Genomic DNA, 13,569 nt, shown 5'->3' on the forward strand with positions numbered 1-13,569 from the left:
ATGAAACAGGACCTACTTACTTTTGCCAATTGGGAACCAGCAGCGATGAAAGCCTTGCTGGAATTGGCGGTAACTATTAAAAAATCACCGGCTGAATACTCACAAGTATTAGCGGGTAAATCTATTGTTGCGCTATTTGAAAAGCCGTCGTTACGTACACGCGTGAGTTTTGATATTGGTATTAACAAACTTGGCGGCCACATGGTTTATCTCGATAGCCAAGCAGGAAAACTTGCTGGTCGAGAAGACGCAGAAGACGTGGCAGCGAATTTGGCTTGTTGGGCCGACGCCATTGTTGCCCGCGTATTTTCACACAGTACATTAGAAACCTTTGCCGATGCGGCAAAAGTGCCTGTTATTAATGCGTTATGTGATAAATATCATCCTTGCCAAGGCCTAGCCGATTACCTTACTGTGTACGAAGCCTTTGGAAAAACTGAAGGGTTGACCATGGCTTATGTGGGTGACGGCAATAATGTTACTCATTCGCTACTTATTGTGGGTGCTTTGCTTGGTTGTCACCAAGTGGTGATCACACCAGCAGGGCACGAAGCAGACCCAGAGATTGTTCAGCTAGCAAAAAACATCGCCGAAAAAACCGGTGTGTCGATTGTAGAAAGCACCAATCTTGACGACGCGAAAGGCGCGAACGTGGTATACACTGATACCTGGTTGTCGATGGGAGATGACACTCCTCTGTCTGAAATCAAAGACAAATTTATGCCGTATCAGGTGAACGAAGGCATGATGGAAAAGCTTGGCGCTTCTTTCGTTATGCACTGCCAACCCGCCCACCGCGATTTAGAAATTACCGGTACTTTGATCGACGGCGAACAATCGCTGTTGATGCAACAAGCCGAGAACCGAATGCATGGCCAAAATGCCATTTTAACCCATTTACTTGGAGCCTAATTTAGGACTTATTTATGCGCAAAGTGAATAAAGTCGTTCTTGCCTACTCAGGCGGATTAGATACCTCAGCCATCATTCCTTGGCTGAAAGAAAACTATGGTTGTGAAGTTGTCGCTTTTGCTGCTGATGTTGGTCAGGGCGAAGAAGAACTTGAAGGCCTACATGAAAAAGCCATCGCTTCTGGTGCAAGCGAGTGTTACATCGTTGACCTAAAAGAAGAGTTTGTTGACGAATACATTTACCCCACCATTACTACCGGTGCGGTCTATGAAGGCGAATACCTACTAGGCACATCAATGGCTCGCCCAGTGATTGCCAAGGCACAGGTTGCCATTGCACGCAAAGTGGGTGCAGACGCAGTCAGCCACGGTTGTACTGGTAAAGGTAACGACCAAGTGCGTTTCGAAAGTACATTTGCTGCTCTTGCGCCTGATTTGCAAGTAGTTGCGCCATGGCGTGAATGGGACATGGTATCTCGTGAAGATTTGTTGGCTTACCTTGCTGAACGCAACATCCCAACAACCGCTTCTGCTACCAAGATTTACAGCCGTGATGCAAACGCATGGCACATCTCTCACGAAGGCGGCGAATTGGAAGATCCGTGGCAAGAGCCTACCAAGCAAGTGTGGACCATGACCGTGGACCCAGAAGATGCGCCAAACATTCCTGAACGCATCAGCTTGAAATTTAACGAAGGCCGTTTAACTCACGTGAATGGCGAAGCACTATCACCTTACGCTGCTTTGGTTGAGTTGAACAAACTCGCTGCTGCACACGGCGTAGGCCGCATCGATATTGTTGAGAACCGTTTAGTAGGCATGAAGTCTCGCGGTTGTTACGAAACTCCAGGAGGCACTGTATTGCTTAAAGCATACAAAGCCCTTGAAACAATGGTACTCGACAAAGCGGCACTTAAGCACCGTGAACAACTTGGTCTTGAGTTTTCACACGTGATGTATGACGGCCGTTGGTTTACCGACCTAAGCCACGCTTTACTAGCCGGTGCGGCTTCATTTGCGAAGAAAGTTACCGGTGAAATTGTTGTGAAACTTTATAAAGGTCAAGCCACTGTGGTGCAGCGTCAATCACCTAACAGCTTGTACTCTGAAGATTTTGCGACCTTTGGTGCAGATGACGTTTACGACCAGAAACACGCTGAAGGCTTTATCCGCCTGTTCAGTCTTTCTAGCCGTATCGAAGCACTTAAAAAGCAGGAGAAGTAAGCCATGGCGTTGTGGGGTGGCCGTTTCGCGGCAGGCAGTAGCAGCATGTTCAGACAAGTGAACGACTCTTTACCTTTTGATCAGGCGATGGCCGTTCAAGATATGGAAGGTTCAATTGTATGGTCTCGTGCGTTGGCAAAAGCTGGCGTATTGACCGCTGACGAACAAAGTCAGTTAGAGTCGGCGTTAAGCGAGTTAAAGGCAAAAGCAGAAGCGGGCGAACTCGATTTTGCAGCCAGTGGTGAAGAAGATATTCACAGCTTTGTGGAAGCTGCGCTTATTGATCAACTCGGTGATATTGGCCGTAAACTTCACACCGGCCGAAGCCGTAACGACCAAGTTGCTACCGATTTCCGATTGTGGTGCCGCACCCACGCCGAATCTTTGAAAGCCGACATTAAAACGGTGATCAAAGCCTTACTCAACACGGCGGCTCGCCACCAGCAAGCGATCATTCCTGGCTATACGCACTTACAGCGCGCCCAGCCTATTTTGTTTGCTCACTGGTGCTTGGCCTACGTTGAAATGTTCAAGCGCGACTTAAGCCGCTTGGAAGATGCCACTGCGCGTTTAAACCAATGCCCTCTTGGCAGTGGTGCACTAGCAGGCACAACTTACCCAGTTGACCGCCACCAAATTGCTGAGCAATTGGGCTTTGCTAGCCCTTGCCTAAACAGCTTGGATGCCGTGTCTGACCGTGACTTTGTGTTGGAATTACTGTTCTGCGCAAGTACCAGCATGATGCACTTGTCGCGCTTGGCCGAAGACCTGATTTTTTACAACTCAGGTGAAGCTGGTTTCTTACAATTAGGCGACTCGGTCACTTCAGGCTCGTCTTTGATGCCACAGAAGAAAAACCCTGACGCGCTAGAATTATTACGCGGCAAATGTGGCCGTGTGTTTGGTCACCTGCAAGCGTTATTGGTTACCATGAAAGGCCTACCTCTTGCGTACAACAAAGATATGCAAGAAGACAAAGAAGGTGCTTTTGACGCGGTAAACCAGTGGCACTGCTGTTTGTGTATCGCTTCTGAAGTGCTGGAGTCGCTAGACCTTAACGAAGAACGTTGTCGTTTAGCAGCGGCCCAAGGTTACTCCAATGCCACAGAGCTTGCCGATTATCTGGTAGGTAAAGGAATTCCTTTCCGTACTGCTCACGATATTTCGGGTCAGGTTGTATTGGCAGCGCTGGAAAAACACAGCCCGATCGAAGACTTGCCGCTGGATGCCTTACAGGCCATTTGTGACAAGATCGGCGACGATGTGTACCCAGTACTGCAATTGGAATACGGCGTAAACAAACGCAATATTCTAGGCGGCACAAGCACAGAAACCGTGACCAAAGCCTTGTACGAAGAAATGGAAAAGCTGGATAACTTAGGATAATCGAGAGATGGTGCTTTCTCATCACGACGGCATAAAGTTATTCCGCAGTTCTGCGCCATACATCAACGCACATCGGGGCAAAACCTTTGTCCTGATGTTCGGTGGTGAAGCCATTGAACACGAAAACTTCCCCAATATTATTCACGACATCGCCTTGCTGAGTAGCTTAGGCGTTCGTTTGGTGATCGTACACGGCGCTCGCCCTCAAATCGACGAGCGCGTTGGTTTGCGTCATATCGAAGGACGTTTTGCCAACGGTGTACGTATTACCGACAAACAAACCTTAGAATGTGTAAAAGATGCGGCAGGTTCAGTGCGTTCACACATCGAGGCCTTGTTGACCATGGGGCTACCTAACTCTCCCATGCACGGCGCCCACATTCGCGTGTGCGCTGGTAACATGGTGGTAGCTAAACCTATGGGCGTTAGAGACGGTGTTGACTACGAAAACACGGGTATGGTGCGCCGTATTGATACTACCGGTATTAACGACCATTTGAACGACGGCTCAATTGTGCTGCTCTCCCCGATGGGATATTCGTCTACGGGTGAAGTGTTTAACCTGTCTCACGAAGACGTAGCAACACAAGCGGCTATCGCACTCAAAGCCGATAAGCTCATTGTGTTTTCTAACTTCGACGGTATTTTTAACCAAGATGGCCGCCTCATCCGCACCATAGAACGCCCTCAGCTAGAAAATCTGTATAACGAAGGCAGCATTGTCACCGAAAGTACCGTGATCCGCGCGCTTACTACCAGTGTTGCCGCTGGCATTCCTCGCGCACACTGCGTGAGTTATGAAAAAGACGGCGCATTATTACAAGAACTGTTTACCCGCGACGGTACGGGTTCATTGGTGATGGAACATCACTACGAGCAAATCCGCGAAGCCACCATTGATGATGTAGGCGGTATTCTCAACCTCATCAAACCGTTGGAAGAAAGCGGCGCATTAGTAAAACGCTCACGTGAACGTTTAGAAAACGAGATCAATCAATTTATTGTGATTGTTCGCGACGGTATGATTATCGCGTGTGCCGCGTTGTACCTATACCCATCAGAATCCTGTGCAGAGCTAGCTTGCGTAGCCACTCACCCAGACTATCGCGGTAAGAATCGCGGTGAACGTATTTTGGATGAAGTGCGCAGCCGGGCTTCATCGGCTGGAATAAACAAGCTATTCGTACTGACAACGCTAACCGCGCATTGGTTCTTGGATCACGGTTTTAAACCTGCCGATCTCTCAGCGTTGCCTGAGTCTAAGAAAGAACTGTATAACTTCCAGCGGAATTCGAAAGTCTTTACCATGGATATTGAGCCCTGAACATCTTCAGGGCTTTTTTATCCTGCCGGTGCTATTCGTTCGGTGAGGAGTCTACTTTCCCATATCTTCGTTTAAACTCCTCTTCAGAAAGCATTTCAAATGTTCTCTCGCCGTCAACCTTATTGCGTAATATGACATAATCTAAATTATCATCAGATAATTTTTTAATGACAGCGTTATTGATTTTTTCTTGTTTCGCACAAGGGGGACAATATTGCTCTGCATCAGCGTCTGTAATTAATACCAGTGTTTTATTATTAAATTTAAAATCGTACTTTTCAGTTAAGAGTACTTTTAATTTTTCACTAGAGGGGCGTTCTATTGCATTATCCATTGAACCATTCAGTTCCTTTTTTATGGACCTGGTCAACGAAAAGTTAATAAATTGAAGTTCACCTTGGTCATTGTAAATATACAGTTGAGGGAACACTCCTTTTAGACCCGATTTTTGGTACGTTTTATTGTCAATCTCAAAATCGTAAGTTTCCGCTTTAACGGCTTGAGTAAGCCCAAATAAAACAGCGACGAATATCAGCACTTTTTTCATATCATACTCATTGTAAATACTGCCATGCTTGGCGTTTAATACGTGTTATAGCGCCCCATGTGACGCATGAAATTAAAATTAAAAAACTGACCGTTACGAATGCAAAAAACGTCGCTAGTAGCACTTTTTCACTAACAGCAAAACCAGCAAGTAAAGTAAGTAGCGAAACGATTACAGCCACCACACTAAAAATAGCAACCACTGAAAAAATAACTTGTAACTCTTTGACAAGTAGCGTTTTTCCTCGCGCCCCTTGCGACGCTCGCAACGATACTTCACGGGCAAACTTTTTCATCAAAAACGAAATCGCATTAAAAACAAACGCAATATTACTCATGGCTACAACAATTGAGAGTAACAACGCAGCAGTAGTGATGGCTTCTCTTGGCCTCTCTTGCGTGTCTATTAAGGATTGCATTGATTGAATCGTCGCATTATTGAAGCCAGTATCCAGAGTGTTTAAGGCAACTTCTGTGGCATTTAATACCTCACTCATTTTACCGTCACTGCGTATAACCAAACTTTCTGCTCCCGTTATGGTTGGCATCATTCTGTATACCGTGGGTTCGGCGGGAGCATCGAGATCACCCGACCTCACATCACGCACTACTCCGACGATATCGAGTACTCGATATTCTCCGTCATCGGTTGGCTCTAGAATATGAGCCGCTGGCAAAGTGCGCCCTTGGAATGCACTTTTCCAAAGCGCATCTGACACCAATACTTTATGGTAATCACGCCAGCCAAATACTTGGCCTTTGACAACGTCAATACTCATAACGTCGAAATAATCAGGTGTAACAAAAGAGACGAGTGTTCTAGCTGAACTCCCTCCCATTAAAGGCTGTTGCAGTTCAGTGAACAAATTTGAATAGGTTTTCTTATCCGTTAAAACTGGGGATGAAACCAAGGCGACCGCTTGAACATGCTTTCCCTGAACTAACGTATTAGTCAGTGTTTTCGGCATATCGTTTTGATAAAAAGTGCCACCATATTTAGGAAAGTCAAACGATAGTAAATACAGATTCTCGGCCGAATATCCGCGTTCAATTTGGGCTAGTTTTATCTGTTGATTTAATACATAGAACGACGCCGTAAGACTAATTGCTCCCAACACCGATACAACAGCCAACAACCCATATATCTGATATTTCTCTGCGCGCGATAGGCTCATACCACGCCCCAAAGTGGGCTTTAGCCATTTGGCTTGAAGCGATATCACAGCACCAATAATTACGCTAAAACCTAAAATAAGGCCACTCATTGAGAGAACTTCATTAACGCTGTTCGTCAAACCACTCTTGTGTAATTCAGGCACCATAAGGTGTAATAAATAACTAACGGGGAATGTCAGCACGATACAAACAAGTGAGAGCAGGCCAATCAGAAAAATCACTTCCAATACATTTTGCACCCGCAGCTGCTTGTCATTGGCCCCGAGTGTTTGACGCAACAGCGCTTCGCTATTACGCGTATCACCCATTGACGCAAAATAGCTAACAAATGCAAATAAACTAAATACGAGTAGAATCAAAAACTGTGCAATGAGTAAATCAAGTCGGGCGATGATGCGGTCGTACTGCTCTATGGGAACACCAAAAGCAGTAGATAACTTAAGGTGTTCACCTTCAAACAACACAACTTCATCAATCAACTTTTGTTCAATGATACTCAGTGCGCCGCGTTGTTTGTCGGTTAACACCACATAACTGAAGCTCGAAGGGGAAAGGTCGTCAGACGCCTCTCCGGTCAAACGCGACTGAAAGGCAAAAGGCACAATAATATCGATACTTTTTCCACGTTGGAATGAACGAAAGGCTTCAGGCATCACTGCACTAATAATGGCTAAAGAGCCATTGAGTGTGATCCGCTCACCTATTACATTGCTGCCACCAAAAGTGTTTTTCCAATACTGGTAACTGATCGCGACATGTAAGACACCGTTATCATCAGCAAAGCTGAGCGACGAGAGGCTTCCTTGTGCAGACTGGATACCTAGTTTGTCGTATCCCCCAGAGAAAAAACTGACCGAAACATCACTTTTTGTCTCTTGCCATTGCATATTGAGCCATCGCACATTTTCATAGATCACCTCGATATTAAAATAGTCTTTCAGCCCTTCGCTCAAATATTGAGGCAAGGTGTAATGCCCACTGCCATCGTCAAATCGGATCTGCCTGACATCTTCAACGTCGTCAATCCCGGCATGAGTGGGGGCAATGAAGGTTGTTTTTAATGTTATGAGTTGCGATAACAACACAAGAGGAAAGGCTACCAACACGAGCACCAGCCAAAATCCATATGCGCGACGAGTACGTGCACACCAATTTTCAAACAAATCGATGTAGAGCTTCATATTATTGTTCCGTCTTCGACCTCAAAATGTCGCTGGGCGCGAGACGCAAAATGGCTATCATGAGTGATCAGGCACACCGTATTCCCCATAGCGTGTAACCTGTCGAGGAGATCGTAAATTTGATTGGCATTTTTACTGTCTAAATTACCGGTAGGCTCGTCAGCTAAAATAAGTGAAGGTCGATTGATCATAGCTCTGGCTATCGCAACACGTTGCTGCTGCCCCCCCGAAAGCTGCGACGGAAACCGTTTCTCATAACCTTGCATGCCGACCAATTGCAGCGCTTCTTGTACTCTGGCCTGATATTCCTTTCTGCTTACCTCATCGTTGTATGTCAGTGGTAAACACACATTCTGATAGCTGGTAAGGTGAGTCAGCAAATTGAAGTTCTGGAACACATAACCAATCTCTCGATTTTTCAACAACGACAAAGATTGATTCGTAAGTTGCTCTACAGGGGTGTCCAATAAATAGTAGGCCCCTTTTGTAGGCATATTCATCAAGCCGATGAGAGAAAGAATGGTACTTTTACCAGACCCCGACGTACCTAGAAACGCGACATACTCGTTTTTGTTGATCGAGAAGTTAATATTTTCGAGCGTAAATGATGCTTGTTTAGGGTATCGAAAACCTACGTTTTCAAACTGAATTAGTGGTGCAACATTCATAGTGAGTAGATATCGTCCACTGCTAGCTTTTCAGGCAGCAGAACCACATACTGACTGCTTTTAGGACTCGGCGTTAACTCTAATTGACCATCTTGGTTAGGCAAAACGCGTATTTGTGTCTTCACAATATTTTTGCCTTCTACTTCATACACTACCCAACTGTCATAGTCAGTGTAATTAATAGGAACGGCTACAGAAGCAACATTCATTTTTTCACTAGAGATCAGTTCTGCTTCAATCGATTGGTCTAGACTAAGTGTCGTGTTTTGGTTATCAACCAACACTTTGACCAGTAATGCCCCATCACGTACAACCGAGTCGATGAAAACAATTTCTCCCGTTAATGAGGCGTTTGGTGCTTTGATAGAAGCCTGATCATGCAACTGTAGGCTGCGCGCCGAATACTGAGGAATCAGCACTTCTGCGAAGAGTGGGTCTGTAGCCACAACCTCTAGCACCCCCTGCCCTTGGGCAATAGACTGGCCCATATTGACGCTGAGTTCTTTGACCACTCCAGAGATTGGCGCTTTGATGGTTAATGACGCTAAGCGTTGAGACAAGAACTGAGCACGCTCTTTAGCAACTTGTAGTTTTAAATCTAGGGCAGCAAGCTGTTCATGATAAGAACGATTGAACACGTCGAGCTGACGATGTAAATTCTCTGCATCTAACCTAGCCTGCTCGCTCAACAAGTAATATTGTTGAAACTTCACTTCTGCTAACACGCCCATTTCTTTGAGCTTTCTATTCGCATCAAGTTCTAGAAGTTGCCTGTCTAGCTCAGCTTTCGCTTTGCTCAATGCCATTTCGAGTTTCAGTTTTTCTAGGTCTAGCTCACTCTTTCGAAGCGCAATGTCCGACATCACTTCTTTGACGTTAAGTTCCCGTTCTTGCACTTCTCTCACAAGATTGGGATTAGAGAGCACGAGTAAGTCTTCTCCTGCTGAAATACTCATACCTCGGCTCACCAGTACTTTTTCAACCAAACCATTTTCTGCTGCCGCGATAATTTGTTGATGACTGGAGACAAGCTTGCCGTTGCCAAAAAGGGTTTTGTTTCTTTCAAACTGAACCACTTCTAGTGGTTGTTGAAGCCAAATCGACACTTGATTCGAGCCCGTTAACAATAAAAAAGACACGATTGAAACGACACATATTGGAGCGCAGAAGACCAATAATCGACGCCCCCATTTTAGGCGCTGCGTTCCCTTTGTGATGATGTACTTTTCCATAGTTTTTAAACTTAAATTAATTCAATCATTTTAATGTCGATAATCGTGTTTTTGCCTTCCCATAACACGAGAGTGGCGATGCCAATTTGTTTGTTGTGAACTAGTTTAAAGCAGGTTGAGGTATGGCATTCTTCTAAAGAAAATTGCTGGGCAGATGCTGAAGAAGTCCAAAAAACACTAAAACTGAAAAGGCTGAATAACAATGGAAGTAGACGAGCTTGCATTTTTTCTCCAATCCTTGAATAAAAAAACGTAGAGCATTTATCGTACACATACAAAGTAAAAATACAAATAGAAAATGCGGCCAGTCCCTTGCCCGCGAAAGTCTTGAGTGTTCACTACTCTGGACTCTACTAATACAAAGTGTATGCCAACCCATATAACCATTAAATATCAGTAACTTAACAAAAATCACTTTTTGAGACGCTACACGAACCTCTCAGCAAGTGTTACCAAATGGCAACACTCTTGGGGTAAGTGATTCACAAAATTTCTCGAGTATGAGATAAACAAAGCTCTGAAATATTGTGATGCGTTTAGGGATCAGAGTGTTAGATAGATTAAAAACATGGGCAGGGAAATTCATAATAATGAAACCCTTGTTAGTTATTTTGGCTCTGGTATTTGCAGGCTTGGCTTGTTATTGGCTATTTGCTGACAATACCGACAGTAATGGCTATTTAGTCGCGAGTATTACGGCTTTGTTATGGTCGTTGATTGGCTATTTCGTACTGGCCGTTTTTCCTTTTGTTCCTCCTAAACCAGACTCTACTGAGAGACTTTTTCCCCGATTAAAACGCCGCATAGTGAGAGGACTCTATGGCTTCGCGTTTATTCTGTTTGTTGTAATGTCATTAGCAACACTGTGGCTAACAATGAGGCTCAAGCACTTGTTTATGTAAATAAACGAGGCCAATTAATGTGATTTGCTTTGTAAGCCTAAATGAGAAGTCAGGCGGTTTTTTGTGGTGTGCCATACATTCTTGGGTAGCTTGGGGGCTTGCGCGAGTATGGCATCATAATCGATGTCTGAACCGGCGAGAGGTTTAACGTGTGCGCTATAAACCGCATTGGGGCATAAAGAACGCAAGTAGTTGAGTGAGCTTTTATATTGATTGGGGTGGCACACTGGATAGGGTGGCGCGAGCTGTCGCTTCACGGTTACAAATAAATCGGCGATATAAATGCTTTTAGTGGGTGTATGCATCAATGAGATATCGTGATCGGTATGGCCGGGAGTAAAAAGTACCTGCCAATCTGTGAACTCTGGTAGTCTTTGCTCGTGCAATAGCACTATATCGGGGGTAAGAATGGGGTTAAACCAGAGCGACTTTTTGGGTTTTCCTATTCGTCCTGCTACCCACCACGCGAGCAGAATATCGATCACATGGGCTGTGCGGCCTACGAGTCCAGCGTACCATTTTCTTGCTTTTGGGTGGCTTACGATTTGTGCGCCGGTGCGCTTTCTGAGTTTATGTGCGCCGCCGGCGTGATCGGGGTGCATGTGCGTTACCACGATGAGCTTGAGATCGCTGAGTGGGCGTTTGAGGTTGTCGCTGATGTATTTAATCACGTTATCAACATCGGCTCTGCTGCATCCGTCGAGCAAAAACAGTCCGTTGGTTTCTTCTACCAAATAGATGTTTTGTATATAGCCTTCGAGAGTATGGATGTGCATGGGATGTGTTCGCGCTCTATTCCAACAATTTATTAACATTCTGGATAGTATCACGGAAGTTTTATTCTTCGTAGTTTGTTCGCTGATTCTTTAGTTCTTATAGTTGGTTTTTGCATAGTTCGCTTGGCATCCCACATGGGTTCTTCGTAGTGCCGCTCGAGCAGTGACTAGGAGCGGATCAGAAACGCGCGGTGAATACTTCCCTGTACGCTCGGATTGCCACATCCCTGTGGCAAACGGTTTCTGACTCGCTCCTAGTCACTACTTAGTCGCTCTATCTCTGGGCATCTCGCTTGGGTTCTTCGTAGTCCGTTCGCTTGGCGCTCTCTCGAACGGTCGGAGTTTTACGCTTTTGTGCTTTTAAGGAAAAGAGAAAGGATGCGAAGACAACACCTTAGTAGGGATTATCTTCGTTATAAAACCTTCGGCTGCAAGGATGCAGCCGCAGAGCCTATAGGGACATATTCACGGCGTGTTTTCATACCGAAGGTAATCCCTACGGTATGAATCGGAGACTTCCCTATTAACGTTCAGGCAATTAAATACTCACTCGCTTATATGGGCGGTATTGTGCATACCAGAAGTGTTTTTCGATGTTGTCGTGCAAGGTTTCATCTGTTTGAGTTAATGCAAGCCCCTGCTCCATCGCCACTTTCGCCACCGCAAACGCAATTTTACGGCTCAAGCCAGAAATGTCTTTCAACGGAGGTAACAGTTCACCTTCACCTTGATTCACCAAGGGTGATGCTTCAGCCAATGCGTTACTCGCCGCCATCAACATTTCGTCACTGATCAAACGCGCTTTACTCGCAATCACACCCAAGCCAATACCCGGGAAGATATAACTGTTGTTACACTGCGCAATAGCGAATGTCTTGCCGTTGTACTCAACAGGTTTAAACGGACTACCCGTGGCAATAATCACTTCGCCTTCGGTCCATTCGATCACCTGTTCAGGACGCGCTTCCACTTGGCGAGAAGGATTACTCAACGGGAAGATGATTGGCAAGTCACAATGTTGCTTCATTGACTTCACTACCTGCTCGGTAAACAAACCAGGCTGCCCCGATACACCAATTAAAATGTCAGGTTTAGCACAGTTGATTACATCCAGTAACGTTGGATATTCACTGCTAAACGACCAATCGGCGATAGCGTCTTGCGAGTGTTGCAGTTTTTGCTGGAAATCGCGAAGCCCTTCCATACCTTCAGTTAACAAGCCAAAGCGATCTACCATGAAGACTTGCTTACGGGCTTCGGCATCGCTCAGGCCTTCTTGCACCATTTGCTGAATAAGCATTTCGGCAATACCACAACCCGCAGACCCCGCACCAACAAAGGTCACTTTCATGTCAGACAGCTTTTGGTTCTTCAATCGGCAAGCCGCCAAAATCGTACCTAATGACACCGCAGCAGTACCTTGAATATCGTCGTTAAAACAACAAATCTTGTCGCGATAACGGTTCAAAATGGGCATTGCATTAGGTTGTGCAAAATCTTCAAACTGAATCATCACATCAGGCCAGCGGCGGGTAACTGCTTTGATGAACATATCGATAAATTCATCATATTCTTCCTGACCAATACGCGGATGGCGCGCGCCCATGTACATAGGGTCGTTCAATAACTTCTCGTTATTGGTGCCAACATCCAGCATTACCGGCAAGGTATACGCAGGGCTAATACCACCGCAAGCGGTGTACAACGAAAGCTTACCAATGGGAATACCCATACCGCCGATACCTTGGTCGCCGAGGCCCAAAATACGTTCACCGTCGGTCACAACAATCACTTTTACTTTGCGCTTGGTGGCGTTGCGTACGATGTCGTCGAGTTGATGGCGCTCTTCCCACGACACAAACAAACCACGAGAACTGCGGTATATGTCTGAGAACTTCTCACACGCATCACCCACCGTCGGGGTGTAGATGATCGGCATCATCTCGTCGATGTAAGTTTGAATTAAGCGATAGAACAAGGTTTCGTTATTGTCTTGAATAGCGCGTAAATAGATGTGCTTATTCAGTGCATCATCAAAACTGCTGTACTGCATGTACGCACGCTCAACCTGTTCTTCAATGGTTTCATAGCGTGGAGGCAACAATCCTGTCAGGTTAAATGCGGCACGCTCGCGAGCAGTGAATGCACTGCCTTTATTGAGCAAAGGCGTTTCTAAAAGAGAAGGCCCGGCGTGCGGAATGTATAGATAGCTTTTCGCTTTGTCTGACATGCTTTTTCCGTCA

General features: G+C 45.6%; 12 protein-coding genes. 5 read left to right on the forward strand and 7 right to left on the reverse strand.

Features of this window, described 5'->3' with window-relative positions; all coding sequences use genetic code 11:
• Genes ACXAH6_RS02860 through argA form a run of 4 tightly spaced genes read left to right on the forward strand, consistent with a single transcriptional unit; the run spans nucleotide 1 to nucleotide 4,845 of the window.
• Entirely contained in the window at nucleotides 1–912 is a 912-nt protein-coding gene (locus ACXAH6_RS02860) for an ornithine carbamoyltransferase (RefSeq protein WP_474875122.1), read from the forward strand.
• Between the two features lie 14 nt (nucleotides 913–926).
• Nucleotides 927–2,135 (forward strand): argininosuccinate synthase, encoded by a 1,209-nt coding sequence (locus ACXAH6_RS02865; RefSeq protein ID WP_474875123.1) that lies wholly within the window; start codon nucleotides 927–929, stop codon nucleotides 2,133–2,135.
• Between the two features lie 3 nt (nucleotides 2,136–2,138).
• Entirely contained in the window at nucleotides 2,139–3,521 is a 1,383-nt protein-coding gene (gene argH / locus ACXAH6_RS02870; RefSeq protein WP_474875124.1) for an argininosuccinate lyase, read from the forward strand.
• Between the two features lie 7 nt (nucleotides 3,522–3,528).
• Nucleotides 3,529–4,845 (forward strand): amino-acid N-acetyltransferase, encoded by a 1,317-nt coding sequence (gene argA, locus ACXAH6_RS02875; protein ID WP_474875125.1) that lies wholly within the window; start codon nucleotides 3,529–3,531, stop codon nucleotides 4,843–4,845.
• Nucleotides 4,846–4,876: 31 nt separating this feature from the next.
• On the opposite strand, the gene ACXAH6_RS02880 is transcribed toward argA, so the two are convergent.
• From ACXAH6_RS02880 to ACXAH6_RS02900, 5 genes are all read right to left on the reverse strand, one after another.
• Nucleotides 4,877–5,392 carry a hypothetical protein gene (locus ACXAH6_RS02880; RefSeq protein ID WP_474875126.1) on the reverse strand — a complete coding sequence of 172 codons (516 nt, stop codon included), beginning with the start codon at nucleotides 5,390–5,392 and terminating at the stop codon, nucleotides 4,877–4,879.
• Between the two features lie 7 nt (nucleotides 5,393–5,399).
• Nucleotides 5,400–7,748 (reverse strand): FtsX-like permease family protein, encoded by a 2,349-nt coding sequence (locus tag ACXAH6_RS02885; RefSeq protein ID WP_474875127.1) that lies wholly within the window; start codon nucleotides 7,746–7,748, stop codon nucleotides 5,400–5,402.
• On the reverse strand, nucleotides 7,745–8,416 hold the full coding sequence (locus ACXAH6_RS02890; RefSeq protein WP_474875128.1) for an ABC transporter ATP-binding protein: 672 nt from the start codon (nucleotides 8,414–8,416) through the stop codon (nucleotides 7,745–7,747). The genes ACXAH6_RS02885 and ACXAH6_RS02890 overlap by 4 nt, the downstream gene beginning before the upstream one ends.
• Nucleotides 8,413–9,555, reverse strand: a complete 1,143-nt coding sequence (locus tag ACXAH6_RS02895; RefSeq protein WP_474875129.1) for an HlyD family secretion protein — start codon at nucleotides 9,553–9,555, stop codon at nucleotides 8,413–8,415. Before ACXAH6_RS02895 ends, ACXAH6_RS02890 begins: the two co-directional genes overlap by 4 nt.
• A 104-nt stretch (nucleotides 9,556–9,659) precedes the next feature.
• The gene (locus ACXAH6_RS02900) at nucleotides 9,660–9,872 is read right to left on the reverse strand and encodes a hypothetical protein (protein ID WP_474875130.1); all 213 of its coding nucleotides are present in this window, start codon (nucleotides 9,870–9,872) and stop codon (nucleotides 9,660–9,662) included.
• A gap of 366 nt (nucleotides 9,873–10,238) precedes the next feature.
• On the opposite strand from ACXAH6_RS02900, the gene ACXAH6_RS02905 reads away from it, so the two are divergent.
• The gene (locus ACXAH6_RS02905) at nucleotides 10,239–10,550 is read left to right on the forward strand and encodes a hypothetical protein (protein ID WP_474875131.1); all 312 of its coding nucleotides are present in this window, start codon (nucleotides 10,239–10,241) and stop codon (nucleotides 10,548–10,550) included.
• A gap of 14 nt (nucleotides 10,551–10,564) precedes the next feature.
• Here the strand turns inward: ACXAH6_RS02905 and ACXAH6_RS02910 are convergent, their stop codons facing one another.
• Both ACXAH6_RS02910 and ACXAH6_RS02915 read right to left on the reverse strand, forming a co-directional pair.
• The gene (locus tag ACXAH6_RS02910) at nucleotides 10,565–11,326 is read right to left on the reverse strand and encodes an MBL fold metallo-hydrolase (RefSeq protein WP_474875132.1); all 762 of its coding nucleotides are present in this window, start codon (nucleotides 11,324–11,326) and stop codon (nucleotides 10,565–10,567) included.
• 538 nt (nucleotides 11,327–11,864) lie between these two features.
• A complete protein-coding gene (locus tag ACXAH6_RS02915) occupies nucleotides 11,865–13,556 on the reverse strand; it encodes an NAD-dependent malic enzyme (protein ID WP_474875133.1) in 1,692 nt (563 codons plus the stop codon).
• Between the last annotated feature and the right edge of the window lie 13 nt (nucleotides 13,557–13,569).

The sequence above is a fragment of the Alteromonas sp. ABE4_545 genome (genome assembly GCF_056161325.1).

Excerpts from the sequence above, each read along its gene's own strand:
- ACXAH6_RS02910 (WP_474875132.1), bottom strand. The coding sequence starts at position 11,326 with ATGCACATCCATACTCTCGAAGGCTATATACAAAACATCTATTTGGTA.
- ACXAH6_RS02885 (WP_474875127.1), bottom strand. The coding sequence starts at position 7,748 with ATGAAGCTCTACATCGATTTGTTTGAAAATTGGTGTGCACGTACTCGT.
- ACXAH6_RS02860 (WP_474875122.1), top strand. The coding sequence starts at position 1 with ATGAAACAGGACCTACTTACTTTTGCCAATTGGGAACCAGCAGCGATG.
- argA (WP_474875125.1), top strand. The coding sequence starts at position 3,529 with ATGGTGCTTTCTCATCACGACGGCATAAAGTTATTCCGCAGTTCTGCG.
- ACXAH6_RS02915 (WP_474875133.1), bottom strand. The coding sequence starts at position 13,556 with ATGTCAGACAAAGCGAAAAGCTATCTATACATTCCGCACGCCGGGCCT.
- ACXAH6_RS02880 (WP_474875126.1), bottom strand. The coding sequence starts at position 5,392 with ATGAAAAAAGTGCTGATATTCGTCGCTGTTTTATTTGGGCTTACTCAA.
- argH (WP_474875124.1), top strand. The coding sequence starts at position 2,139 with ATGGCGTTGTGGGGTGGCCGTTTCGCGGCAGGCAGTAGCAGCATGTTC.
- ACXAH6_RS02865 (WP_474875123.1), top strand. The coding sequence starts at position 927 with ATGCGCAAAGTGAATAAAGTCGTTCTTGCCTACTCAGGCGGATTAGAT.
- ACXAH6_RS02905 (WP_474875131.1), top strand. The coding sequence starts at position 10,239 with ATGAAACCCTTGTTAGTTATTTTGGCTCTGGTATTTGCAGGCTTGGCT.
- ACXAH6_RS02900 (WP_474875130.1), bottom strand. The coding sequence starts at position 9,872 with ATGCAAGCTCGTCTACTTCCATTGTTATTCAGCCTTTTCAGTTTTAGT.
- ACXAH6_RS02890 (WP_474875128.1), bottom strand. The coding sequence starts at position 8,416 with ATGAATGTTGCACCACTAATTCAGTTTGAAAACGTAGGTTTTCGATAC.